This is a genomic window from Bacillus sp. PAMC28748, from assembly GCF_014250415.1.
In the GTDB taxonomy this organism is placed as follows: Bacteria; Bacillota; Bacilli; order Bacillales; family Bacillaceae; genus Bacillus; species Bacillus licheniformis.
Genome location: NZ_CP060192.1, coordinates 2,378,963 through 2,404,645 on the forward strand (window position 1 = coordinate 2,378,963; position 25,683 = coordinate 2,404,645).

21 protein-coding genes and 1 pseudogene are annotated in these 25,683 nt (G+C 40.6%); 19 read left to right on the plus strand and 3 right to left on the minus strand.

All coding sequences use genetic code 11. The features are described 5' to 3' along the window. Window positions 1–1,614, minus strand: coding sequence for a PucR family transcriptional regulator (locus tag H7F26_RS12140; protein ID WP_185855182.1), 1,614 nt, complete (start codon window positions 1,612–1,614; stop codon window positions 1–3). A gap of 157 nt (window positions 1,615–1,771) precedes the next feature. Here H7F26_RS12140 and H7F26_RS12145 point away from each other — a divergent pair, with 157 nt between their 5' ends. From H7F26_RS12145 to H7F26_RS12210, 13 genes and pseudogenes are all read left to right on the plus strand, one after another. After that, window positions 1,772–2,002, plus strand: coding sequence for a hypothetical protein (locus tag H7F26_RS12145; protein ID WP_026699477.1), 231 nt, complete (start codon window positions 1,772–1,774; stop codon window positions 2,000–2,002). 440 nt (window positions 2,003–2,442) lie between these two features. After that, window positions 2,443–3,807: an allantoinase AllB gene (allB, locus tag H7F26_RS12150; protein ID WP_075218350.1), complete on the plus strand. Its 1,365-nt coding sequence runs from the start codon at window positions 2,443–2,445 to the stop codon at window positions 3,805–3,807. 593 nt (window positions 3,808–4,400) lie between these two features. Beyond that, complete coding sequence (gene allC, locus H7F26_RS12155) at window positions 4,401–5,630, plus strand: allantoate deiminase (RefSeq protein ID WP_026080795.1); 1,230 nt, start codon at window positions 4,401–4,403, stop codon at window positions 5,628–5,630. Window positions 5,631–5,653: 23 nt separating this feature from the next. Further along, complete coding sequence (gene allE / locus H7F26_RS12160) at window positions 5,654–6,442, plus strand: (S)-ureidoglycine aminohydrolase (protein WP_003180370.1); 789 nt, start codon at window positions 5,654–5,656, stop codon at window positions 6,440–6,442. 15 nt (window positions 6,443–6,457) lie between these two features. Then, window positions 6,458–7,486, plus strand: coding sequence for an ureidoglycolate dehydrogenase (allD, locus tag H7F26_RS12165; RefSeq protein ID WP_003180374.1), 1,029 nt, complete (start codon window positions 6,458–6,460; stop codon window positions 7,484–7,486). A gap of 23 nt (window positions 7,487–7,509) precedes the next feature. Beyond that, on the plus strand, window positions 7,510–8,559 hold the full coding sequence (allD, locus tag H7F26_RS12170; RefSeq protein WP_003180376.1) for an ureidoglycolate dehydrogenase: 1,050 nt from the start codon (window positions 7,510–7,512) through the stop codon (window positions 8,557–8,559). A 17-nt stretch (window positions 8,560–8,576) separates the two neighbouring features. Then, window positions 8,577–10,334: an acyl-CoA synthetase FdrA gene (locus H7F26_RS12175; RefSeq protein ID WP_016886427.1), complete on the plus strand. Its 1,758-nt coding sequence runs from the start codon at window positions 8,577–8,579 to the stop codon at window positions 10,332–10,334. After that, window positions 10,334–11,599 carry a YlbE family protein gene (locus tag H7F26_RS12180; protein ID WP_003180383.1) on the plus strand — a complete coding sequence of 422 codons (1,266 nt, stop codon included), beginning with the start codon at window positions 10,334–10,336 and terminating at the stop codon, window positions 11,597–11,599. Before H7F26_RS12175 ends, H7F26_RS12180 begins: the two co-directional genes overlap by 1 nt. Then, on the plus strand, window positions 11,596–12,366 hold the full coding sequence (locus tag H7F26_RS12185; protein WP_009328917.1) for an oxamate carbamoyltransferase subunit AllH family protein: 771 nt from the start codon (window positions 11,596–11,598) through the stop codon (window positions 12,364–12,366). Before H7F26_RS12180 ends, H7F26_RS12185 begins: the two co-directional genes overlap by 4 nt. Before the next feature lie 5 nt (window positions 12,367–12,371). Further along, a pseudogene (gene arcC / locus H7F26_RS12190) lies at window positions 12,372–13,304 on the plus strand (carbamate kinase). A 215-nt stretch (window positions 13,305–13,519) separates the two neighbouring features. Further along, a complete protein-coding gene (locus H7F26_RS12195) occupies window positions 13,520–14,773 on the plus strand; it encodes an MFS transporter (protein ID WP_003180385.1) in 1,254 nt (417 codons plus the stop codon). Window positions 14,774–15,424: 651 nt separating this feature from the next. Next, window positions 15,425–16,525 carry a Rap family tetratricopeptide repeat protein gene (locus H7F26_RS12205; RefSeq protein ID WP_009328914.1) on the plus strand — a complete coding sequence of 367 codons (1,101 nt, stop codon included), beginning with the start codon at window positions 15,425–15,427 and terminating at the stop codon, window positions 16,523–16,525. Further along, a complete protein-coding gene (locus H7F26_RS12210; RefSeq protein WP_003180390.1) occupies window positions 16,525–16,641 on the plus strand; it encodes a hypothetical protein in 117 nt (38 codons plus the stop codon). The genes H7F26_RS12205 and H7F26_RS12210 overlap by 1 nt, the downstream gene beginning before the upstream one ends. 854 nt (window positions 16,642–17,495) lie before the next feature. Here the strand turns inward: H7F26_RS12210 and H7F26_RS12215 are convergent. After that, complete coding sequence (locus H7F26_RS12215) at window positions 17,496–18,023, minus strand: hypothetical protein (RefSeq protein ID WP_021837267.1); 528 nt, start codon at window positions 18,021–18,023, stop codon at window positions 17,496–17,498. 105 nt (window positions 18,024–18,128) lie between these two features. On the opposite strand from H7F26_RS12215, the gene H7F26_RS12220 reads away from it, so the two are divergent. The 6 genes from H7F26_RS12220 (at window position 18,129) to melA (ending at window position 24,402) form a co-directional block, all read left to right on the plus strand. Beyond that, complete coding sequence (locus H7F26_RS12220; protein WP_021837268.1) at window positions 18,129–18,620, plus strand: hypothetical protein; 492 nt, start codon at window positions 18,129–18,131, stop codon at window positions 18,618–18,620. A 257-nt stretch (window positions 18,621–18,877) separates the two neighbouring features. Beyond that, window positions 18,878–19,915 (plus strand): LacI family DNA-binding transcriptional regulator, encoded by a 1,038-nt coding sequence (locus tag H7F26_RS12225; RefSeq protein WP_061566000.1) that lies wholly within the window; start codon window positions 18,878–18,880, stop codon window positions 19,913–19,915. Between the two features lie 113 nt (window positions 19,916–20,028). After that, on the plus strand, window positions 20,029–21,282 hold the full coding sequence (locus H7F26_RS12230; protein ID WP_009328911.1) for an ABC transporter substrate-binding protein: 1,254 nt from the start codon (window positions 20,029–20,031) through the stop codon (window positions 21,280–21,282). Between the two features lie 42 nt (window positions 21,283–21,324). Further along, window positions 21,325–22,242, plus strand: coding sequence for a carbohydrate ABC transporter permease (locus H7F26_RS12235; RefSeq protein WP_025808274.1), 918 nt, complete (start codon window positions 21,325–21,327; stop codon window positions 22,240–22,242). After that, window positions 22,243–23,073: a carbohydrate ABC transporter permease gene (locus tag H7F26_RS12240; RefSeq protein ID WP_003180403.1), complete on the plus strand. Its 831-nt coding sequence runs from the start codon at window positions 22,243–22,245 to the stop codon at window positions 23,071–23,073. 30 nt (window positions 23,074–23,103) lie between these two features. After that, window positions 23,104–24,402, plus strand: coding sequence for an alpha-galactosidase MelA (gene melA / locus H7F26_RS12245; protein WP_003180406.1), 1,299 nt, complete (start codon window positions 23,104–23,106; stop codon window positions 24,400–24,402). A gap of 24 nt (window positions 24,403–24,426) precedes the next feature. On the opposite strand, the gene H7F26_RS12250 is transcribed toward melA, so the two are convergent. Next, window positions 24,427–25,581 (minus strand): AbrB family transcriptional regulator, encoded by a 1,155-nt coding sequence (locus tag H7F26_RS12250; RefSeq protein ID WP_061565999.1) that lies wholly within the window; start codon window positions 25,579–25,581, stop codon window positions 24,427–24,429. Window positions 25,582–25,683 lie beyond the last annotated feature (102 nt).

A 25,683-nucleotide genomic window follows, 5' to 3' on the forward strand; every position in this document is an offset into this window, starting at 1 on the left:
TCACAACGATATTTTCTCTGAATCAAATAACGCCAAACGAATGCTCAGTGATGTATCAGGAGACTCTACAGATTGACCTAATATTTCTTCGCATTTTTTAATACGATATTTCACAGTATTACGGTGAATAAAAATATCTTCTGAGGTTTTTGTAAGATCACATTGGTTTGCCATATAGACACTTAATGTGAATCTTAGTTCTTTTTCCTTCGTTGTCTGAGGATAGGCTAAAGGACCGAGTGTATAAATGATAAATGGCTTTAATTTATTCGTTGGAATGAGTTGTAATAATTCTTCTACGCTTTTGGATTTGTAGGGCTCTATAAATTCCATTTCGCCTTGTTCATATTTATTATCATAAGCCTCATTCGCTTCGAAAAAAGACAGTGGCAATTGTGAAAGCTCGGAAACCTCATTACCAATGCCAAATGAAAGGGAGCTATTAAAAAATAGCTGATACTCTTTTTGGATATATCTGCAGTATTCCAAATAATAATGATGTCTTCTTTGCAGAAGTATCGTAAATCTGCGTTCTCCCTGAGACATATATATGCTAATGGAAGGGTCAATTCCAGTAAACTTATGCGTCAGCCACTCAAAAGTCATCTGATATCGCTCATTTAAGTAGGCGCTATTTTCTACATTCTTTTCTTTGTCAATCCCGCAAATAATCACTTGATAGAATGTAGAAGGTTGAATGTGATATTTTTTTAAAAGATCAGTGTGTTGTGCTAGTGAAACAAGGTTGTCAGGATGTTCGGACATAAGTGTTGTGAAAAAATGGTTCACGTCCTGCTGCTCTGCTTCCTTGATTTTACTATTTTTATAAATAGCGAGACTAAGTGTGTTCACTGCCTGTTCTATTGTTAATAAACTAATCGGATAGTTGAGCAAATTAACATTTGAAATCATAAGATAATACGGAAAATATTTAAATGCAGGAACCTTAAATACAGCATATTCTTCCTGGAAAACACCATTATGATTTGGTTCGGTTTGCTCTGAATTTAAATATCTTCTGAAATAATTAAGGTTTTTTTGAACATGTTCTGAGTTTTGATGAAAGTGATGACTCGATGATTCAACTTGATGAAAAGAATTTAGCAGCATTACAGGAACCTTTATGAGTCTACTTAAACGTTCAATCATCATGTTCAGGCTAAACCCTTGCATTAGCATAGCATTTAACTCTTGTTGGATATCTAATGCGAAGTGTAATTTTTCTGTTTCTTCATCCAAGATAAATGAAGATATATGATGAGTAATGGATCCCAAATTCCAACTTTCCGGAATTTCAATAATTGGGAATTTTAATTTATTTGCAAATGCAATAACCTCATCATCTAATTTTTTTAAAAATCGGGATAGCTTGATACCTAGACCAGCAACTTGTATATCATTTAACTCTCTAATAAGATTGATTAGTCCGGATTGATCATCCTGATAGCTCATTCCTGTTGTGACGATAAGTGAGTGCGGCGTTGTAAAATTTTTAATATCAGGCGTTTCTGTAATATCAACCATTTCTACCACTCGTTCCAAATCGCCCTGCTCATTCAGCAATGTTAAATCTGAAAATTGCAGTACAGATAATATTTCTTTTAATGTTGTCATAAAGGCTGCCTCCTTATCTTTGTTAGAAAAAGATAAAATAAAAATGAAATATGTAAGATATTACAAGGATAACTTTTCAATCTGATAGTACACTGTTTTTGAAGGTTATTATACGTATAATCCTTTAGTTAAAAATATTAAAGGAGAATCATTATGCTTGAACAAAATCAAGATATTCATCATGATTCTTCGTTTTTTGAAAAGTGTGGTTATTATAAAGATATCATGCCCAAGATCACTTGAACAAAGAAATTCATCCTCATTTAACGTTGCAGTGGGAGCAGGGCGTAATATTCAGAATGATATAGCCGTTGGTGGTCTTTTTAAAACTGGGATCATTACCGCTAAAATTAATGGTATCCCTTATTATAAGTTCCTTCTTAGATAGTCTTAAGACTCGCCGTAAACGGATACAAGGGTTCAAAACATATGCATTTAAGATATACCTATGGTGATATAGGTGCTAACTGCAAGGTGTATTACGTGGTGCTGCGGATTGGATCTCCTCGGTTTGATTGCAGACATTTGCTGGTTCACAAGCTTTATTGAGTGGTTCCGGCTCCACACAAATAAAATCAGCAAAAACATAAATTATTGGACAAGTTTCCGGTATTGTTGCTGCTCACGTTTTATTTGCGTTTTCAACTGTAACCATTTTAATTGGATGCTCTATTGGGTCAACAAGGACGGAATATACTGAATGTTGTTAATCAATAGGATATATATTTGCGGTTTCCTTGCTACAGGTGTACTTCTATTTACAGAAATCTCTATCAATGCAGCAAGTAATATTATTCTTGCAGCTTAAAAAAGAGGAGGATGATTTTAATGAATTTTGATTCAATTATCAAAAATGGATTAGTCATTCTGGAAAATGGTGAACAAGAAGTCGAAGTAGGGATTAAAGATGGCAAAATCGCAGCAATCGGTCAGGATTTGGGTACAAGTGCAAAAATTATCGATGCAAAAGGATCGATTGTATCTCCGGGTATGGTTGATGCACATGTTCATATCACAGAGCCGGGCGGCGGCTATCGTGATGAATGGGAAGGCTATGACACAGGAACACGTGCCTCTGCAAAAGGCGGTGTCACAACGATCATCGAAATGCCATTAAATCAAGTGCCAGCAACGGTAGATGAGGAATCTATTCAAGAAAAATTTAAAGCTGGAAAAGGAAAATTATCTGTAGACGTTGCGAGTTACGGCGGTTTAGTACCATTTAACTTGGATGGGGGTATTCAAGAGTTAGATAACAATGGTGTTGTTGCATATAAATGTTTTTTAGCAACATGTGGTGACCGTTCTATAGAAGGAGATTTCATGAATGTGGACGACTATTCCCTCTACGAAGGTATGAAACAAATTGCGAAGACAGGCAAAATATTATCTGTACACGCTGAAAATGCTGCAATTACGGACAAGTTAGGGGAAATAGCATCTAAAAATGGTGAAACCTCATTACGTGCTTATGTAGATTCTCGACCCGTATTTACTGAAGTAGAACCGATTAGAAAAATAATTCTATTTGCGAAAGAAACGGGATGTCGTGTACACATCGTTCATATAGCTTGTGAAGAGGGCGTAGATGAAATTGTCAAAGCACAACAGGAAGGGGTCGATATTACATGCGAAACATGTACACACTATTTATATTTCTATAAAGAAGAACTGGATCATATCGGACCAGTTGTAAAATGTTCTCCGCCAATCCGTGAACAATCACGCTTAGAAGGCATGTGGAATCGGGTATTAAACGGAGATATTTCATTCGTAACATCAGACCATTCACCATGTACCCCAGACTTAAAAGCTACGGATAATGCATTTGAAGCTTGGGGGGGTATCGCAGGTGTACAAAATAATGTTGACGTATTATTTGATGAGGGTGTGCAAAAACGTAATATGTCATTATCCAAATTTGCAGACATTATTGCTACAAACCCTGCGAAACGTTTTAATCTATCATCAAAAGGCAGTATTGCAGTAGGGAAAGATGCGGATTTTGTATTTATTAAGAAAGATGCACCTTATGAATTAAAAGCTGAGGACCTAGCATATCGACACAAAATTAGTCCGTATATTGGCCGCAAAATTGGTGCTCAGGTAGTGAAAACAATCCTTCGTGGTGTCGAAATCTATGATAAAGAAAAAGGGATTTCAAATGAAAAAGTAGGAAAATTTATTCCTTGAGTGACGGAATAGCTAGCCCGTCAGGAATTTGAGGTATAGGAAGATGTGAAGGCGACCTGAGATTGTCTTACACTCGCAAATTCAGTGTGTCATCAGCATTTCTTATGGCAGCTAATATAGCTGAAGTGAGCATGGCAAAGTTGACTTCATCACAATCTTTTGCTATTACAGCAGCAGTTGTTAATCAATATGTATCCTGACTCTTGGCATATCATTTATGATGTAATGAAACAGATAAATGACCCTATAAATCAATGTTTTTTATTGATTTATAGGGTCATTTTTTTATTTGCACCTTATTTATTTGATTGGTAAAAGAGAAGTTTCGCTCTTTTGAAGCGAGCGATCTGTGATTTTCTTTAGGAGAAATTCGATGCAAATTTAATTTGTTATTTTTTGAGTTTTTATGTAATCGAAAGCCAACAGTTTCTTTTTATCTCTGGCATTAGCCCATTATTTAGATACCTAAATTGATTAAAAGGTGTCTTTGTTAAAAGTGCATAAAATGCTTTTCTATTATTGTTGGTTATGTCAATGAATGGTCGTAAACAGGGTTCTATGATGAAAGTAAATAGAGAAAGGAGGAGAAAAAAATAGATATTCGATCAACCTTTGAAACGTTGGATAAGAAATTCACAAGTTTTGGCGGTTTAGAACAAGGGGGTATTACGCGTCTGTTATACTCTCCTGAATGGATTGCTGCAGTTCGCGAACTGGAAGCGACATTCAAGGAAGAAGGTTTAGAAGTAAGCTTTGATGATGTTGGAAACTTATCTGGTCGCCTTGTTGGAAGTAAGTATCCTGAAGAAACTATTTTAACAGGATCACATATCGATACAGTTGTAGAAGGCGGTCATCTGGATGGACAATTCGGTATCTTATCTGCATTGGTTGCTGTGAAATATTTAAAAGAAAAACATGGTCAACCATTACGAACAATAGAAGTACTATCTCTCGCAGAAGAAGAAGGAAGCCGATTCCCATATACATTTTGGGGAAGTAAAAACTTCTTTAACTTAGCCAAAAAATCGGATGTTGAAACAATAGAAGATGCTGATGGAATTAAATTTGAAGATGCAATGCACGAATCGGGTTTTGATTACCGTAAAACAGATCATGTTCGTGACGATATTAAAGCATTTGTTGAAGTACATATCGAACAAGGGAAAGTATTAGAGGCGGAAAATAAAGCGATAGGTGTTGTAACTGGGATTGTTGGCCAAAAACGTTACACAATTAACTTGAAAGGTGAAGCAAATCACGCTGGCACGACACCGATGTCATTACGAAGGGATACAGTTGTTGCATATAGTGAAATTGTAACAGACTTAACGAAACGAGCTAGAGAAATTGGGGAGCCTCTTGTATTAACGTTTGGACATGTCACTCCTGTTCCAAACACGGTAAATGTCGTCCCTGGAGAAATTACTTTTTCGATAGACTGTCGTCATATTGATCAACAACTATTAAATAATTTTGCGAAAGAAATTGAAGATAAAGTTAAAGCGGTTGCAGAAACAAACAACATGACTTATGACATTAATTTATGGATGGATGAAGCACCGTCATTGATGGATAAAGAAATCATTAAAATAATTGAACAAGCAGCTAAGGCCAATGTGGGGGACAGCTATAAATTGATGCCATCTGGTGCAGGTCATGATGCGCAAATTTTTGCGGATTTTGTCCCAACAGCAATGCTGTTTGTACCTTCTATTGGCGGAATTAGCCACAATACCAATGAAGAAACGAAGATAGAAGACCTTGTGAAGGGGATTGAAGTATTGAAAGATGTATTGTTTGAACTAGCTTATAAGGAATAATAATGAAAAGGAGCCAGATACTCATGAGTTACTTAAATCATAATCAAGGATACAGAGAAGGTTTATTAGAAACACGTTCAGTAATAAAAAAGGATAATTATGCGGTAATCACACCTGATGGCTTGGTTAATAATGTTGTACCTGGCTTTGAAGATTGTGATGTAACGATTTTAGGATCCCCGCGTTTAGGTGCAAGGTTTGTAGATTATTTGGTAACAGTTAAAAACAAGGGCGGAAACAAAACAGGTTTTGCCGGTGATGGTATCCAATCATTTGTGTACGTTGAATATGGTAAAATCAACGCTTTTGCGGATGGTGAAAAATACGAATTAGCAAAAGGCGGATTCTTATATGTGCCTCCACACTTACAATTGACATTTGAAAATAATAATAATGGTGAGGACAGCCGTTTGTTTTTATACAAAAAGCGCTATCAGCCGCTTGAAGGACATACACCAGAAATCGTTGCAGGTAATGTGAATAACATTAAACAAGAAGCCTATGAAGGTATGAAAGAAGTATTAATTCAAGATTTACTGCCAAAAGAAATCGCATATGACATGAACATTCATATTCTTTCATTCGAGCCAGGTGCTTCGCATGGTTACATTGAAACGCACGTTCAAGAACACGGTGCCTATATATTAAGTGGACGAGGTGTTTACAACTTGGACAACGAGTGGATGCCAGTTGACAAAGGTGACTATATTTTTATGGGAGCTTATACGCCGCAAGCAACCTATGCAATTGGTTTGGATGAACCATTCTCGTATATTTATTCTAAGGATGCGAATAGAGATATTAATCTATAAAGAGGGGCAATTTTAATGAGTGAACCATTAGTGTATGTAGAACGTAATCGTCTCCGGCAGCTAATGAAAGATAAATTAGTGAAAGCAGGTTTACCTGAAGAACAAGCGGATAAAACAGCTGATTTACTCATTTTTGCAGATGAACGAGGTGTTCACTCACATGGTGCAGTAAGAATGCAATACTATTCCGAACGTGCATTAAAAGGTGGATATAACCTGAAACCAAACTTAAGCTTCGAAAAAACGGGCCCTGCATCGGGGATTTATCACGGAGATAATGCATTAGGGCATTATGTGAGTTATCAAGCAATGAAAAAGGCAATCGAATTAGCAAAAACATCAGGGATCGGTGTTGTCGGTGTTAAAGAAATGGGACACAGCGGTGCTATTGGTTATTATGCACATCAAGCAGCATTAGAAGGTATGGCGGCATTAACAGTATGTCAATCTGATCCCATGGTCGTGCCATTTGGCGGCACCGAACCATACTTTGGCACCAACCCAATTGCTTTTAGTGCGCCTAGAAAAGACGGTAGTCCAATCCTTTTTGATATGGCAACAACGGTACAAGCCTGGGGGAAAATCTTAGATGCAAGAAGTAAAAACAAATCTATCCCAGACTCATGGGCAGTGGATAAAAATGGAGCGCCAACAACAGACCCGTTTAAGGTAAATGCATTATTACCAATGGCTGGGCCTAAAGGATACGGGTTAGCGATGATGGTTGATATTTTATCGGGGAGTTTGCTCGGCTTGCCATTTGGCAAGCATGTCACTTCTATGTATAAAGATTTATCGGAGTACCGTCGATTAGGGCAGCTTCATCTCGTAATCAATCCTGAATACTTTGGTGGGAAGGAGCAATTCCTGGAAAAAATATCTCAAATGGTTGAAGAATTACATGACAACCCACCTGCTGAAGGATTTAACAAAGTGTATTATCCCGGTGAAATTCAAATAGATGTGATGAAACAGTATAAAAAAACAGGTATCCCAGTTACAAAGGAAATTTTAGATTATTTAGAGTCAGACAAAATTTACTAATCATGTAATGAAGGGGGAAGCAGATGCGCGTATCTAAGCAGGAGCTGTTTCATTTAATCAAACAGAAGCTGATCAAAGCTGGATTAAACGAAGGAGCCGCACACGATGTTTCAGATGTATTGACATTCGCCGATCATAGAGGGATCCATTCCCATGGTGCAGTACGTGTGGAATACTATGCCGAACGAATCGCAAAAGGCGGTATTACAGCAAACCCAAACTACACATTTGAACAAACAGGACCTGCATCCGCCGTCTTTAGCGGAGATAATGGCCCAGGTCACCAAGCAGCAAAACAAGCGATGGAAAAAGCAATCGAAATGGCAAAAAATTCAGGTGTTGCTGTTGTAGGCATGAAGAATATTTCGCATAGTGGTGCATTGGGTTACTTTGTTGAAATGGCAGCAGAACAGGACATGGTTGCTTTAAGCATGTGCCAATCAGATCCAATGGTCGTACCGTTTGGAGGAACAGAACCATACTTTGGCACCAATCCAATTGCTTTTAGCGCACCATCGGCTGATGAACGCATGATCACATTTGATATGGCGACAACTGTTCAGGCATGGGGAAAAGTATTGGATGCAAGAAGTAAAAATGAATCGATCCCGGAAACATGGGCAGTAGATGCAGCCGGTGCACCAACAACGAATGCAAGAGATGTCCATGCACTTGTGCCAATTGCCGGTCCAAAAGGTTATGGATTGATGATGATGGTGGATGTCTTATCAGGCAGCCTTCTTGGAGTACCTCATGGCGTACATGTATCTTCCATGTATCAAGACCTGACAAAAGGCCGAGATTTAGGGCAAATTCATATTGTGATCAACCCTGCATACTTCACAGATTTAACTGCTTTTAAACAACAGATTTCGACGATGCTTGATGAATTAAAAGCACAACCGGCAGCAGAAGGCTATGGGGAAATTTATTATCCGGGTGAGCGCGGTAAATTAAGAAGTGCAAAATATGATAAAGAAGGAATTGAAATTGTAGACGATATTTATAACTACCTCGTTTCAGGCGATGTTCATTACAATCGTTATCATGGAAAGAATAGATTTGCAGAATAACAAAATGGAGGATCATTATGTTATACACAATTATAAAAGAAAACACCTATCAAGATTCTATCGTGTTAATGCTTTTATCAAACAAGTTATCTGCAATAGATGGTATAAACAAAGTTTCTATCATGATGGGAACACCAGCTAACAAAGACATTTTTAAATCTTCGGGTTTGGGCACAGATGAATTGGAAAAAGCAAACCCAAATGATATCGTCATCGTTATAGATACAAACCAAGAAGAAAAGGTATCGGAAGTGAAAGAAGAAGTAGAAGCAGCTTTAAAAGGAGACTCTGCTTCACAAGACAGAGCTAAAGACCAAGAAGCACATAACTGGAAGCGTGCAATGGAGCTTGCGAACAACCCTAATCTGGCATTGATCTCCATTCCTGGTCAGTATGCAGCAATGGAAGCGGAAAATGCATTGAATGAAGGGTTACATGTATTTCTATTCAGCGACAATGTATCTAAAGAAGATGAGGTTAAGTTGAAACAAAAGGCGCATGAAAAAGGATTATTAGTCATGGGACCAGACTGCGGTACTGGAATTATTCACGGCGTGCCACTGGCATTTACAAATATCGTGAATGAAGGAGATATTGGCGTTGTGGGTGCATCAGGTACAGGGATTCAGGAAGTGACATGCATCATTGACCGTCTTGGTAAAGGTGTAACAAACGCAATTGGTACAGGTGGTCGGGATTTATCAACAGAGGTTGGTGCTACCACGGTTTTAGATAGTATCAAAGCATTAAATCAAGATCCACAAGTAAAAGTGATTACAGTAATTTCTAAACCGCCTGCAAAGGAAGTGCAGCAAAAAGTATTAAATGTGTTAAGAAATATTGAAAAACTGGTTGTTACGTTATTTTTAGGAGATAAACCAACTTATCAGGAAGAAAATATTTATCATGCGTATACACTTGAAGAAGCAGCGGTTGTATCTGTTCAATTATCCAATGGCGACAAACCGAATTTTAAACCGACAGTGGCTGAAAATGTAAACGTGTCGTTAAAAGATTCACAAGTTGGTATTAAAGGTTATTACTCGGGCGGCACCTTGGCATCTGAAGCAGCTGTGTTAGTGAAAGAGGCATTCAAAGAAGAAGTACCTGAAGAGAAGAAAGGTGCCTATATTCTAAAAACAAAACATCATGAAATTATTGACTTAGGCGATGATATTTATACCCAGGGGAAGCCACACCCGATGATTGATCCTGAAAAACGCATCGAAATGCTTGAAACATCTGGAAACGATCCTGAAACAGCAGTCATCATGATTGATAACGTCATTGGCTATGGCAGTCATGATGATATGACAAATGAATTAGCACCAGCCATTAAACGTATTTTAGCCAATGCACATCAGGATGGCCGTGAACTTGCAGTGCTTGTAACAGTTGTAGGTACAGATAAAGATCCTCAAGGTTACGAAAAGCAAATTGAAACCTTAAAAGAAAGTGGTGCAATGATTTGTGAGACAAACGATCAAATGGTTCGTACAGCGATTAAACTGGCAGGAGGAAAAGTGGAACAGCCAGTCCTTGACATACAAAAATTTGAATATACCCAAGAAGACTTGACAGTAGACGAAAAAATTATGTCCTTAATCAATACGAAACCAAGTGTCATCAATATTGGGCTGAAAAGTTTTACAGCAGCTGTTCAGAAGAGCGGATCAGAGTGTGTTCAATTTAACTGGCGGCCAATTGCTGGCGGTGATGAAAAGCTAATGAAAGTGCTTCAATATCTAAACTACTATGAAGGAGAGACAATCTAATGGGGTACAAAACAATAAATGAAGCGAACGAAGCTGTTATCCGGAAGATCATAGCAGCTGAACCATTCTTGACCGATGTTGTACCTGCCAAGTCTGTGATTCCTGAATTAGAAGATTATGTGTTATTACATGCTGGGCCTCCAATTAAATATGAAAATATGACAGATCCTATGCAAGGCTCTTGTGTTGGAGCGATTCTTTTTGAAGGATGGGCAGAAGATGAAGAGGGAGCGCGTGGTCTGCTTGAAAACAATAAGATTACATTTATTCCATGTCATCATGTGAATGCAGTTGGACCAATGGGAGGCATTACATCACCTAATATGCCGGTTCTTGTTGTTATGAACAAAGAGAGCGGCAATGAGGCGTACTGTCAAATGAACGAAGGCATCGGTGCAATATTACGCTTCGGTGCTTATCATGAGCAGGTAATCAATCGCCTGCACTGGATGAAAGATGTGTTGGGTCCAGTGTTAAGTAAGGCCTTAAGAAAAATTGATGGAGGCATAAACGTTAATGTTTTGATGGCTAAAGCTATTGCAATGGGGGATGAATTTCACCAGCGCAATATTGCAGCATCATTGGTGTTTTTAAAAGAAGTTGCTCCAGTAATTGTGGCATTAGATGATGTTGAAAACGAACAAAGTGCAGAAGTTATCCAATTTTTAGCTGATACAGACCAATTTTTCTTAAACATTGCCATGGCGACTGGAAAAGCAATAATGGATGCAGCGCGTACAATCAAACATGGTACAGTCGTTACTGCAATGTGCCGAAACGGTGAAAACTTTGGCATTCGTATTGCTGGTATGGGAGATGAGTGGTTTACAGCACCTGTTAATACACCACAAGGGTTATATTTTACCGGCTACTCAGCGGAAGATGCAAACACAGATATCGGTGATTCAGCGATTACAGAAACAATCGGTGTTGGCGGCGTAGCAATGATTGCTGCCCCTGCAGTAACGCGTTTTGTTGGAACAGGCGGATTTAATGATGCGCTTGAAACAAGCAATCAAATGGCTGAAATCTGTGTTGGAGAAAATCCGAACTTTGTTATTCCGACGTGGGACTTCAAAGGTGCGTGTTTAGGTATTGATGCACGTAAAGTTGTTGAAACAGGCATAACACCGGTAATCAACACAGGTATTGCACATAAAATTGCTGGATATGGGCAAATTGGTGCTGGTACAGTTCATCCTCCAATCGAATGTTTTGAGAAAGCAATCACAGCATATGCTGAAAAACTAGGTTTTCAAGGATGATTTTACAGGCAAGTGCGGTTGGTTCAATCGCACTTCAGCTATTAATTGAGGGAAAAACGTTTACTGTACACAGCATTTTTGAAAAAGGTTTAAATATTGTTGATCGGAATGATGAATTGATATTTATCGGCACAAATGAAAATGGGACCTTCCCATTTGGAATCTTGCTTGACTCACAAACGAAGCAAACATTAAAAGCAGATCTTGAAGTGGGAGATACATTTCACGTTCGCAATAGCCATCTTTCCCACAATTGTTTTGAACTCAATTTTAATGCGGAAATACTTCCGTTATATACAGATTTTAAACATGCAAATATAAATAAATTAAAAGAAAACGTGAAACAAATTTCATTTAAATCGTATGAATCTACTGATTTTGAATCAGCTCGCGTGTCGGACTTGATAAATAAATTACACGATCCAACTGAAAATTTGGAGGAAGAGCTTCGTTACTTTATCGGTCGGGGCCAAGGTTTAACGCCGACGGGTGACGATATACTGGTCGGTATATTGTATGGACACTTCATCAACTCTTTTATCGCCGAAAAACACCTTGAAACATTGGGAAGTCTAATCAGAGAACCCTTAACAACCCTTGTCAGCACGCGCTTTTTAACTTGTGCTATAGAAGGCTTGTTTAGTTCAAAAATTACAAAATTACAACATGATTCATCTTTGAAAAGTATAAAAAGTCTTATAAAAGTAGGTTCTTCTTCTGGGATGGATACTTTATATGGAATTTATATGGCTTTAACAAAGGAGTGAAAGAAATGGGGAAAAGTGTAGTAATCGCACTAGGAGGTAATGCAATTTTACAGCCAAAACAAGAAGCAACTTATGCTAATCAATTCAAAAATGTAATCTCTGCAACACGTCATATGATTGAAATTAAAGAAGCAGGACATAAAATTGTGATTACACACGGCAATGGTCCGCAAGTTGGGAATATTATTGCTCAAAATGAAGCTACCAAAAATGTCGTTGAACCGCTGCCGATCTATGCTTGTAACGCAGAATCACAGGGATTCATTGGTTATATGCTCGAAAAAGCTTTAAAAAACCATATTAAAAAACGGGGCATTACCGCGAATGTAGCTACATTTCTAACAATGGTTGAAGTGGACAAGTATGATAAAGCATTTGAAAAACCAACGAAACCAATAGGAGTATTTTATTCAGAGGAAGAAGCGAAGAAATTGGAGAAAAAAGGGTTTGCTATGTCAGAAGATGCAGGGCGTGGCTATAGACGAGTTGTGCCTTCCCCAGAACCGAAAGTGATCCATGGGATAGAAGAGATTCGACGTTTAATTGATGAAACGATTGTTATCTCCTCGGGCGGCGGCGGTATACCTGTATATCGTGACGACAGCGGTCTATTACATGGTCTTGAAGCAGTAATAGACAAAGATCGTTCAGGATTAAAGCTGGCACAACAATTAAATGCTGATGTTTTCATGATGTTGACAGACGTACCAAATGTGTTTATCAATTTTGGCAAATAAAATGAGCAAAAACTAAGCCGAATTACAGTAGAAGAAGCAGAACAATATGTGGCAGAAGGTCAATTTCCTGCTGGCAGTATGCTGCCAAAGATGCAAGCGGCTATAGAATTTGCAAAGTTAGGTAAAGAGGCAATTATTTGTTCATTGAACCAAGCGGCAGCTGCACTAGACGGAAAAGCGGGGACGCGCATAACAAAATAAGACGATCCGTGTATGTTCATAAGGTGGATAAAAACTAAAATTCCCACCTTTTCAGATATGACGACATTTGATCTGTCATTCTGATCAAAAATTTCTGAACAATCTTTATAATGGGATTCTTTATGCTGCGCAGACAGATTTCGAAAAGAAACAATCTATGAAGTCTAGGATCGAAAGTCAAAGGATTAGTGGAAAAAGTTGAAGGAGGAAGTTTGATGACAAAAGAGGCGGGATCAGTTGAAGGTAAAGGAAAACAACCACTGGTTCCCTATTGGGTAAAAGTTGTTATCGTATTTTTCTTCGGTTGGGTGGCTCTTTATGCAACGCGAACAATATTAAACCCCATTATGGGGGATATTGAATCAGCGTTTTCATTAAGCAAGGCACAACTTGGCTTAATTATGAGTATATTTTTCATCGGTTATGCTGGTATGAATGTTCCTGCAGGAATATTAGGAGATAAAATTGGGAAAAAACGAGTGTTGGTTCCAGGTGTTATTCTATTTGGCTCGCTTGCAGCAGTTACAGGGATGATGCCCACATTCTTTCTGTTTATCTCTGCATGGCTTATGGTTGGTATGGCTCAGGGGGTATATTATGGGCCGCAATATGGAATATCATCCGAAATTATCCCGAAGAACCGTCTAACATTAGGCAGTGCTGTGATTAATGCAGGGATGGCTTTTGGTACTTCAATTGGCTATTATATCTCCAGTTATGTTGTTGGAGAATGGGGATTCGGATGGGGAACCCCATTTTTTGCCATCGCAGTGCCGGTTGTACTTATCGGCATCGCAATGGCAATTGTAATTAAAGACAAACCAAAAACTGATAAAGAGGTTAAAAGGAGCGCTGAACCGTTTAAGTTTTCATCTTTATTTAATAGAAACTTAATTTTGGCATATATTATTATTTTCTGCTCTATTTACGGATTCTTTATGATTATTACTTGGTTGCCATACTATTTAGAAACAGCACGCGGTTTAACCGGAGGAAATATTGCCTTTGTTGCATCACTTGTTCCATGGGCAGCAATTCCAGGTTCATTATTTTTTAGTTGGCTGTCAGATAAGTTAGGCCGGCGCAAACCAGTATTGCTCATGATGTTGCCATTTGGTATTTTATCAACAGCTGCAATTGTTTACTTTGATAGCTTACCAATTCTGTATATGACACTAATTGTGTATGGAATTGTAGGGAAAATTAGCGTTAACCCCGTTTTAATTGCTGTTGTAGCAAATAATGCACCAAAGCAATCATTAAGTACAGCATTTGGATTCTACAACTTTGTTGGAATGTTAGGTTCCATTTTAGCTCCATATATTACTGGCTGGCTGACAGACACTACAGGAAGTATGAATATAGGATTTTATTTTGCAGCAGCTCTGTTAGTAATCGCGTTGATTGCAACATATTTAATAGACGAAAGTAATTTGCCATCTGTTGATAAAGCAGCTAAACATCATTAGTTAGCAAAAGCTTATGACTTCTAGTAAATGCTCAGTCAGATTAAGTATGAAGAGACTCATTCACTGCAATTGCGCTTCAAGCGGCACAACAAAGGCGACAGCCAGACTGATAAGATGCATATAGTAAACCATTCGGAATTGAGATGTTAAAATTTAGCGGCTTCTTTCAAAACAGCATGGACTAAAATGACGCTGGACAAAGCAGTGCCCTCAGTCTGGGAAAAGAAACACAGACGGAAAAGAACTGAGCTGCAGCCCGGCTGGAGGAAAAGGAAAAGTGCTCCCGGGGCAGACATCCTGTTATACACCGATGGTTGATTTCGATCCGCGTTCTTCATATGCGATGTAGAAACATTATCAATCCATTAACAGGAGCTCTCACTTATTCCTATACAAGTTCGTATTCATATTTGAAGAAGTAGTGTATAAAAGCACCCTTTCAGCAAGGGTGCTTTTTGCTGTCTTATCAGTCACGGTTTCACAGCTATTGAAGAGTCATTTGACCTAATAAAAGAGTGGGAAAAGTGGGGGATTCAGGAAACTGTGTAAAATGAACTATTACTATTAATTTATACAGGGAGGAAAATATAGTATGATATGAATAATGAATAAAATACAAAAAAATTGAATATCGGAAGAAAGGAGCTCCATATGAACAAGATCGCCGCGGAAGAAGTCGCCAACATCCTTAATACATGGTACCGCGCCATCAGAAGAAATGATGCTGAACAGTCGATCCGAATATTTGAAGAAGTCAAACCGATGCTGGCAGAGATGGAGGAAGACCAAGAGGTTTTAATCTACTATTCTCTGCTGGAACTGCGGCATAAAATCATGCTGTATGATACGCGGGGAAAAAAGATAGAACAGCAAGAGGAGTTAACGAACGGCGGCAGTGCTGCATCACATATGACATCCTATTACTACTACCTGTTTTCAGGAGCTTATGAAGTGTATAAAAAGAATTATGAGCAGGCGATCAGCTTCTATAAAATTGCCGAGAAGAAGCTTGCTCATGTACATGATGAAATTGAGGTGGCGCAATTTCACGATAAAGTCGGAAAGCTCTACTATTACTTGGGCCAGAATATCGTCTCTTTAAACCATACCCGGCAGGCGATGGAAATTTTCAAGGGGCATGGCGACCATGATATGAACCTTGTTTCCACTTATATTACGATGGCCGGAAATTATACAGAGATGGGGAAATATACAGAGGCGGAAGAATATTTAACAGAAGCCATCCATACGGTAAGAAAAGCCGGCGACTGTTTTAAAGAAATGCAGCTCCTTCATAATTTTGCCTTGCTTTATGCGGCGATGGACAATTCGGAAAAAAGCATTCAGTTTTTAGAAATCGTTTTGGATGATCAAGCATATGCTGCATCAGATTATTATTTCAATGCTGTGTTTTTAATGATCAAAGAGCTGTTTAAAGTCGGAGACCATAAACGCGCTGCAGCCTTTTACAAAGAAGGGAAGGAAAGGTCGAAATCCGCGGCGAATAAAATATTTGACGCCAAAATCGATATTTTATATGCGGCTTATGCAGGAGATGGTGAACAGGCGGTTAAAGACTGCAAAGACAACATTGAAATCCTGTTTCAAACAAAGCAATACGACAGCGCCAGAGAACTTTCGCTCTTAACGGCCAATGTTTACAGATCAAAGTCACTTTATAAAGAAGCCGCACATTTCTTTTTGGAAGCGATTAAAGCGGAAGAAAAAATGAAAAAAGTGGAGGGAATGTGATGAAAAAACTGTTCATTGTTGCTGCGATTGCTGCCGTCGTATGTTCGGGATGGTTTGCGGCAGAAACTCACTGGGCATCCGGCGACATGCAGGTTGCTGAAAAGATGGTCGGTTAAATCGAATACTCGGAACAAATATGAACATCCGCTCCTGAGCATCAGGGCGGATTTTTTTGGGAAGGTAAAGTAAATTAAGGCATAAGAAACGCGGTTAGACAATGAACACTTCTTCACCACTATTTAGGGTGGTCAACCTAAACAAAGGTACGAAACCTGTGCTGACTACTTTTACTCCGATGTCCTTTCAGCTATTCTTGTCAGTAAGATCATTCCCCATCTCTTCAACGCCTCAGGCATCACCTATTAAAAAAATCATAATTGAAACTTGTCAGCAAATATGTTGCATAACACGAGGATGTTTCCACAATAATTAAACATTAAGACTTTTTTGACTTCCAGAAGGAAGAACAAGATATTTATGTAAAATCACTCTTTTATTCAAAATCAAGATCTCTTTCTTGAGGGTTTTGCTTTTGAGTGAAAATCCCATTCTAAATTTGTCCATTTAATGGTATTATTTACTTATATAATAAAGAAAGTGGGAAACAAAACGTTGATGTTAATTGCTTTTGAATTTTACCGAACTATACTCCCAGCATGAAGTATTTGTTATTTTCAATTTCTTTAGTGTGATAGGTGCATTTGTTGGATATTTAAAGAGCAACGGAAGTATTCAAATGCCCCTCTTAATGATTGATTATAAAAGAAAGTGGGAACACAAAAATGTAAGCCACTTTAAAAATCATTAAAGTTTTCACGGATTGTTATTGAGTTATTCCTTTTTTTATTGGGATTAGATATGGAAGAAACAAAAGAAATGATGAAACTATGTTTGAGGTCATTTCTTTTGATATCCTATTATCAAAATTACATAATCAAAGTAAAGAGCAGACCAGCGGCCTGCTCTACTTTTATACGAGCCATAAGATGATTTCCGCAAGGGAATCTGCTGTTTTTTTAGGAACTCCGGCTTTCACTAAGGCTTTTACAAGAGCGCCTTTTGAAGCACTATTTAATCTTTCTGTGGCATATGCAATTTTACGTGCATATTTGTCGACGAGTCTCGCTTTAGAAGGAGAGAGTGGTCTAATCGCCCATTTAAGAGTTTTTCCCCCAACTCTGCAAACCCATCCAAATGCTTTTATGGCTTTTAGAGATCCACCAATAAGGCCTGCAGTATGTACTTGTCCATCCTGATTTAACTGATTGTAAGTTTGAAATTCTGGAGTTTGTGATGCAAATTGGATGAATGCTTTGGAATCTTCTAGAGTAGTAGGCTCTTGATGTGTTTCCATATATTCTTGAAGAGAAGCTGGCAATGTGACATCCGTCGTTTCGGTAATTGATGTGGTTGACTGTTCTTGTTCAGCGGCTGAGACAGATGATGCGAACCCACTAAATCCTGAAATGATAAGGGTTGTGGCCGTAAGTGTTATCACACCTTGAGAAAATCTTTTTTTCTTTGATTACATTTCAAATTCCCCCAATTATTTGATATTCTTAACAAGTAATATAATACCACAAAAAGAGAGGAATAGGTATAAATGGGTGAAAAAACCAAAGAAAAAAACTACTCTATTGGGGATCATATTTTTGCAATATTGGTTGTTCTTCTTATGTGTTTATTTCTTATTTCTTCCCCTTTTCTGATATTCTTCGGAGTCTTTAAATTGGTCGCTTTGGCACCAGATGTGTCAATCAATACAAAAGGTACTTTTGATTCTGTGATCGTTTTATTCAAGTTTTTTGTTCTCACTGTAGTCGTAGGGATTGTAGACGTAGTGTTTTCTCAGATTTTATTGAAAAAACGGGGGTTTCTCAATTTTGTTATTGAAGCTTTGTTGATGTTTTGTGTTTTTTATCTATATGTATTGATTTATTCAATGCATTCTCAGGAGATTGTTATACGGAATAATGGTGTATTCTTAGTATCTTTATTTTTGTTTATTTTGTATTTGCTAATAAATGTAGCATATATCGTTTCACGGCGGTTATATAAGGCAACTATGAAAAACATACAGAAAAAGAACAACTAAAAGAGCAGGCAGCTGTCTGCTCTTTTAAAATTTCAATCGCCAAAAGTTCCGTGTCTTAATATTGAAACCATAAATTGAATAGACTCTTAATCCGATTTATAAGCACTTCAGGAACAGCAGCCGGATCTAGAGAAGTCCAAAAAGATCGCGATTGAAAAAACTTATTTTTTTTAATATTGAAAACTTTTACCTTGTTTGTTATGATTTTTTTAGTAAAGTTTAGTGAATACGGATTCCAAAGACAGGACGGGATGAAAATGGCGACGATTAAAGAGATTGCGCTTCAGGCTAAAGTATCAAGCACAACGGTTTCAAGGGTTCTGAACCATGACCAGTCATTATCAGTAGCGCCTGAAACAAGGCAGCGGATTTTGGATATAGCAGCCCGGCTCGGCTATAAAAGCACGCGCAGGCGCCGCGAGGTATATGCCTCAGGAAGCGGGGAAAGCCCGCGCATCGGCATTGTTGTCTGCCAATCACAGGAAGAAGAGCTGAACGATCCGTACTTTTATTCCATCAGGCAGGGAATTGAAAGTGAGTGTTTTGAAAGAGGAGCGTTTATTACGAAATTTATTCAGCTGAGCAGCATCCGCTCGAATCAGCCTGTAGGCGATGTCGACGGCTTAATCGTCATCGGAAGGATCAACTTTGCCGGTTTGCAGCAGTGCATGGGCGCGCTCAACAACGTCGTGTACATCAACCATACAGACAATGAAAAGCTGCGCGACTCGGTTGTCGTAGATTTTGAGAAGGCTACGGGGAGGGCGCTGAACCATTTGAAATCGCTCGGCTATACAAGGATCGGTTATATCGGCGGAAGAGAAAAAGAGCACTTTCGAATCAGCGATCAGGAGACAAGCGCCATTGAAATCGAAGACAAACGTCTGACTGCGTTTCTGGAGATGGCCGGTTCGGATAACGCAAAGCACATTTATATCGGCGAGTATTCGATGCAGCAAGGCTATGAACTGATGAAAAAAGCGCTTTTAGAGAAAAACGTTCCCGAAGCTTTTTTTATCGCCAGCGATTCAATGGCCATCGGCGCGCTCCGGGCGCTTCGAGAATCGGGACTCAAGGTTCCCGAAGATGTTGCAATCGTCAGCTTCAACGGCATTGAAGCGTCCGAATTTGCTAATCCGCCATTGACAACCATAAAGGTTCATACAGAAGAGATGGGCCGGACGGGTGTGAAGCTGCTGCTCGACAGACTGAAAGGAAGGGAACTGCCGCTGAAAGTGACCGTACCTTCAGAGCTGATTATTCGGGAAAGCTGCGGATTCAGCAAACGGAGCTAATGGTAGAATAAGGCGCTTTCCAAGGAGGTGACGCAAATGGATTTACTAAATTCCAGTAAATAATGAAAGCGCTTTTTATTCACCATTAAAATATCATAATTGGAGTGAAATTGATGAAAAAAATCATTTTCTCTTTTGTTCTCCTGATCATTTTGTCTGCAATACTTGCGGGCTGCTCCGGAAAGAATGCCGGAAAGAGCGGAGATGTCACGCTCACAATGTTTTCGACAATGACAAACGACAGTGAAAAAAACACGCTCAGAAGCATCGCAGATGATTTTGAAAAAGAAAATGAAGGCATCAAGATCGATATCAGCTTTCCCGGCCCGGACTATGAAAATATGCTGCGCGTCAAAATGGCGGCAAATGACATGCCTGATTTGTTCGATACGCACGGCTGGGCGAAGATCCGCTACGGGGAATACACTGCTGATTTAAAAGACATGGATTGGGTGAAGCATCTCGATCCAAACCTCGATCCGATTTTGAAGGATGAAAAAGGCAAAGTATATGCCTACCCTTTCAATCAGGCAAAAGACGGGATCGTCTACAATGCCGGTCTCTTGAAGAAATACGGTCTCAAGCCTCCGCAGACGTTGGACGAACTGATGCATGCGCTGGAAACGATCAAAGAAAAAAGCAACGGGAGCGTCATTCCTTTTTGGTTTGCCGGTTCAGATAAAGGCGCTTTAGCTCAGTTTTATGATCAGCTTGCCACCCCGCTGCTCATCACAGATGATCGCCGCAATGAAAAAAAAGCTTTGGAAAACGGCACATTCGACTGGTCCGACTACACACTTCTCGCAGAAACCTTTAAAGAGATGCAGGAAAAGCAATTGATCAATAAAGATATCCTGACGGCAAAACCGTCGCAATTGGTCGAATTGATGGCGCAGGAAAAAATCGGTTTTACCCTCTCAGTCACGTCGATCGGCCCTGATACGAGGGAAGTCAATCCAGATATCCAGTTAGGCGTGATGCCGACGCCTGCCGTTTATGAAGGCGACAAACCGAGCTGGATTGGAGGAGAGCGCCATACCGTTGCTGTCTGGAAAGACTCAGAACACCTCGAAGAAGCAAAGCGGTTTATCGAATTCGCCGCACAGCCCAAATACGTGAAAAAGATCGCCGAAGCCACCTCATTTCCTCAGGCATTAACCAACACAGAAGCTGAAAACTACTATTCTAAGTTTTATGATCAATATGAAGAAATCAAAATCGAACCGTACTTTGACCGCGTCTATCTCCCGAGCGGAATGTGGGACGTCATGGGAACGACGGGACAGGAACTATTGGCCGGTACGTTAACGCCGAAGCAGGTATCGGAAAAAATGAAACAGGAATACAGCAGATTACAAGAACAATAGAAAGGATCGTTATCATCATGATAAAAAAAGAAGGGTGAAATGATGAGCGAATTAGCTAAAGAAAAAAGTCTGACTATTGTGAAAAGGAGATATGTGAGGAAAAATGGATCGCTCTGGTGGATGTATCTTCCCGCCTTGGCGCTTGTATCCGTCTTTATGATTTATCCGTTTGCGAGCGGCATTAAAATCACGTTCACGAACTGGAACGGTTTCTCACAGTCGTATGACTGGATCGGCTTTGCCCAATATAAACGGATGCTGGCCGACCCGGCGACATGGCTTGTCGTCAAAAACACCCTCCTGTACGGATTGGGCAGTACGGTTTTCCAGAATGTCATCGGTCTTCTCTATGCCCTCCTGCTGTTTAAAAGCATCAAAATGAAAGCGCTGACAAGAACGGTTGTCTATTTGCCCGTCATCATCAGCCCGCTGATCATGGGGTATATCTGGTACTTCTTCTTCTCCTATGAAGGAGGCGCCTTGAACGATTTGCTGAAACTATTTGGAGCAGGTCCTGTCAACGCCTTGAGCAGCCCGGAAATCAATCCGTGGATCATCGTATTTGTCAATTCCTATCAGTTTGTCGGTATAGCGATGGTCATTTATTTAGCAGGTCTCGGAAGCGTTCCGAAAGATTTTTATGAAGCGGCGCAAATCGACGGAGCAAGCGGTTTTCAGCAATTTTGGAAGATTACGCTGCCGCTGTTGATGCCTTCTGTCACGATCAACATGGTAATCAATATCATCGGCGGACTGAAGCTGTTTGATGTCATTTTAGCGCTGACAGGCGGCGGTCCGGGAAATGCTTCGCAATCGATGTCGACTTTTATGTACGATCTGTATTTTAAGAGGCAGGATGCCGGCTATGCAGCCGCTCAGGGGGTTTTCATGGCGGTGTTGATACTGCTAATCAGCTTTACGGCTCTCATCTATTTTAAGCGCAAGGAGGTCGAAGCCTAGATGAATCGCCAAGAGAAAAAGAAACGGGCGCTGTGGACTTTGCTGGCTGCATGGATTACCGTTTTTCACCTGATTCCGTTTTATATTTTGCTGACGACGGCGCTGAAAGCAAAGGGAGATTTCAGTTCAAAATGGAAGTTCCCGGACGAAATCAGCCTCGGTAATTTTGCAGAAGCATGGGATAAAGCAGGTCTGGCCGGCTCGTTTTTCAATACTGCTGTGATCACTTTTGCTTCGGCGGCTCTGCTCATTGTGATCGGCTCTCTGGCGGCATATCCGCTCGCCAGGCGCAGAACAAAGCTCAATCAAGCCGTTTACTTCCTGTTTATCGGCATTATGATCATTCCGCCGCTGACATCCATGGTTCCTTTATACAAAATGGTGGTGGAGCTTGGCATGCTGAATACGCTTGAAATCGCGATATTGAATAATACGGCGGCTTATATGCCCTTGACGATTTTTTTGTATGCCGGATTTATCCGGTCGACGATTCCGAAAGAGCTTGAAGAGGCTGCGAGAATCGACGGGGCGAGCACGGCGGGGATTTTCTTCAGAATCGTCTTTCCTTTATTAAAGCCGGTGACTGCGACGATTTGCATTATTGCCTGCGTATTCATCTGGAACGACTATCAGTTTTCGATCTTTTTCCTTCAAGACAAAAGTGTGCAGACTTTGACTGTAGCGATTGCCGGCTTCTTTGGGCAAAATGCGAACAACCTGCACTTGGTGGCCGCGGCTTCGCTGATGGCGATGCTGCCGATGACGATTCTATTTTTATTCCTGCAAAAGTACTTTATAAAAGGATTATCAGCAGGAGCGCTAAAAGGCTAGCGAAAATTTCACGGGGAAAGGAAGATATGAATGACTAAAATTGCTTTTATCGGAGCTGGAAGCACAATTTTTGCGAAAAATGTGCTGGGGGACTGTCTGATGGTTCCGGCGGTCAACGGATTTGAATTTGCTTTGTATGATATCGATCCGAAGCGCCTCAAAGAATCTAAAGATATGCTTGAGCATTTAAAAAACCGCTATAATGACACGGTATCGATCCGCGCCTATGACGACAGAAAGGAAGCTTTGGCGGGAGCGAAATACGTGATCAATGCCATTCAGGTCGGCGGCTATAAACCGGGCACAGTCATCGATTTTGAGATTCCGAAAAAATACGGCCTCAAGCAGACGATTGCCGATACGGTCGGAATCGGCGGGATATTCAGGGCGCTGCGGACGATTCCCGTTTTATTGGATATGGCAAAAGACATCGAAAGCGCGGCGCCCGACGCCTGGCTCTTAAATTACACAAACCCGATGGCTTCTTTAACCGGTGCGCTTCTCCGCTACACGGACGTGAAAACGGTCGGTCTCTGCCACAGCGTTCAAGTATGCACAAAAGATCTTTTCAAATCCCTCGGCATGAAGCATGAACGAATCGAAGAAAAAATCGCCGGCATCAATCATATGGCCTGGCTTCTTGAAGTCAAGCAAGACGGAAGAGACTTGTATCCAGAAATTAAAAAGCGGGCAAAAGAAAAACAGAAAACGAAACATGGTGACATGGTCAGGTTTGAACTGATGGATAAATTCGGCTACTATGTGACCGAATCGTCCGAACATAACGCGGAGTACCACCCTTATTTTATTAAAAGCCGTTATCCCGAACTGATTGAAGAACTGAATATCCCGATTGACGAATATTTGAGAAGGTGCGAGAAGCAGATTCAAAATTGGGAAAAGATGCGCGGCGAAATCGTCGGCAATCGGCATTTAACCCACGAGCGGTCAAACGAATACGGCTCAAGAATCATAGAAGCGATGGAAACCGGCCAGCCGTTTACATTCGGCGGTAATGTCTTGAATAAAGGATTGATTACAAATCTTCCGGAAAAAGCCGTCGTCGAAGTGACGTGCGTCGCTGAGCGGAACCGGATCACTCCGTGCTACGCGGGCGAGCTGCCAGAACAGCTGGCTGCTTTAAATCGCACCAATATCAATACACAGCTGTTAACGATTGAAGCGGCAACAACAAAAAGAAAAGAGCACATTTACCATGCTGCATTGCTTGATCCGCATACGGCTGCGGAATTATCGATGGATGATATCGTAAGCATGTGCGATGAATTGATCGAAGCACACGGCGACTGGCTGCCGGAATTTGAATAAAAAAATAAAGCCTGAGCGAAGGGATCAGCCTTCAACTCTGGCTTTTTTCACGCGAGGGTGTGTATATTTTTCCGATTTTTGATGAAGCAATCGGAAGAATGGAGGAAGCATTGCGATCACGAGCACCACCCTCAACACTTGGACAGCGACGACGAACGTAGAGTCGGCGTGAAGCGTGACAGACGTTGTCGCCATTTCTGCGATTCCTCCCGGAGCAAACGCCAATATGGCCGTTGTCAGCGAAATGCCTGCCGCTTTGGCGGTGACGGCGGCGCTTAAAATCATTGCAATGATCAGTCCGACGGAGCTGGCAAGTGCGACGATCAGCGTTTTTCTGACGCCGATAAACATATCTTTGCTGATCTTTGAACCGATCGTTGCGCCGAGACAAATTTGCGACAGCACTGAAAAGCCGTGGGGCCACCAGGCGGTTGTGCTGAGTCCGGTCATTGAGGCGCCCGCGATTTGCAGAACGGCCGCGCCGGTCATGCTTCCGAGCAGCCATGGCGCAGGAAACCGCAGTGCTTTCATAGCTTTGCATACCCCGAATCCGCCCAGCACGATCAACGCAGTCCATGCGATATGAGGCGCTTCAAATGCCGATGTTCCCGCGGCCATCACTTGGCTGCCGGCAGCATGGGCGTCGGGATGCTTCGCATTTATGAAAAAAACGAAAAAGGGAATGGTCATGACGACGAGAAGAACACGTATCATCTGCACGAGACTGACGATTGCCGTGTTCGCTCCGACTTCCTGAGCGATGCCCGGCATCGCGGAAAGCCCGCCGGGAGCCGTTCCCACAAAGCTCGTCAGCATATCTGTCTTGCTGAATCTCCACAAGACAAAGCCCGACAGCATGGCGAACACGACGGAAAGGAGAAGCATGACGCCGACAATCAGCCAATTTTCCTTAAAGATCGAAATCACAGACATGTTGATTTTTTGGCCAAGCTCAATTCCCAATAGCATTTGGCCGAACTGAAGCCATCCATGGTGGATGCCGTTTTGTCTGACCGCCGCTTTCAACGGTGACGGGCGAAACAGCGACAGACAAGCGGCGGCGGTCATTGTTCCGACCATCCAGCCGATTGTCATGCCGGTCAATGAGAGAAGAAATCCCCCAAAATTGCTGATCAATATCAATAATATATCCCGAAGGAAATCTCTTTTTTCCCTCAAATGAAAAACCTTCTTCCTGTTTACTGCGGAATCATTTTGTTCACTAAGTAAAGTATTTCTATATATTACTATATAATAATTTTAGTGATTGGTAAAATACGA

Excerpts from the sequence above, each read along its gene's own strand:
- H7F26_RS12140 (WP_185855182.1), bottom strand. The coding sequence starts at position 1,614 with ATGACAACATTAAAAGAAATATTATCTGTACTGCAATTTTCAGATTTA.
- allB (WP_075218350.1), top strand. The coding sequence starts at position 2,443 with ATGAATTTTGATTCAATTATCAAAAATGGATTAGTCATTCTGGAAAAT.
- allE (WP_003180370.1), top strand. The coding sequence starts at position 5,654 with ATGAGTTACTTAAATCATAATCAAGGATACAGAGAAGGTTTATTAGAA.
- allD (WP_003180374.1), top strand. The coding sequence starts at position 6,458 with ATGAGTGAACCATTAGTGTATGTAGAACGTAATCGTCTCCGGCAGCTA.
- allD (WP_003180376.1), top strand. The coding sequence starts at position 7,510 with ATGCGCGTATCTAAGCAGGAGCTGTTTCATTTAATCAAACAGAAGCTG.
- H7F26_RS12175 (WP_016886427.1), top strand. The coding sequence starts at position 8,577 with ATGTTATACACAATTATAAAAGAAAACACCTATCAAGATTCTATCGTG.
- H7F26_RS12180 (WP_003180383.1), top strand. The coding sequence starts at position 10,334 with ATGGGGTACAAAACAATAAATGAAGCGAACGAAGCTGTTATCCGGAAG.
- H7F26_RS12185 (WP_009328917.1), top strand. The coding sequence starts at position 11,596 with ATGATTTTACAGGCAAGTGCGGTTGGTTCAATCGCACTTCAGCTATTA.
- H7F26_RS12195 (WP_003180385.1), top strand. The coding sequence starts at position 13,520 with ATGACAAAAGAGGCGGGATCAGTTGAAGGTAAAGGAAAACAACCACTG.
- H7F26_RS12205 (WP_009328914.1), top strand. The coding sequence starts at position 15,425 with ATGAACAAGATCGCCGCGGAAGAAGTCGCCAACATCCTTAATACATGG.
- H7F26_RS12210 (WP_003180390.1), top strand. The coding sequence starts at position 16,525 with ATGAAAAAACTGTTCATTGTTGCTGCGATTGCTGCCGTCGTATGTTCG.
- H7F26_RS12220 (WP_021837268.1), top strand. The coding sequence starts at position 18,129 with ATGGGTGAAAAAACCAAAGAAAAAAACTACTCTATTGGGGATCATATT.
- H7F26_RS12225 (WP_061566000.1), top strand. The coding sequence starts at position 18,878 with ATGGCGACGATTAAAGAGATTGCGCTTCAGGCTAAAGTATCAAGCACA.
- H7F26_RS12230 (WP_009328911.1), top strand. The coding sequence starts at position 20,029 with ATGAAAAAAATCATTTTCTCTTTTGTTCTCCTGATCATTTTGTCTGCA.
- H7F26_RS12235 (WP_025808274.1), top strand. The coding sequence starts at position 21,325 with ATGAGCGAATTAGCTAAAGAAAAAAGTCTGACTATTGTGAAAAGGAGA.
- H7F26_RS12240 (WP_003180403.1), top strand. The coding sequence starts at position 22,243 with ATGAATCGCCAAGAGAAAAAGAAACGGGCGCTGTGGACTTTGCTGGCT.
- melA (WP_003180406.1), top strand. The coding sequence starts at position 23,104 with ATGACTAAAATTGCTTTTATCGGAGCTGGAAGCACAATTTTTGCGAAA.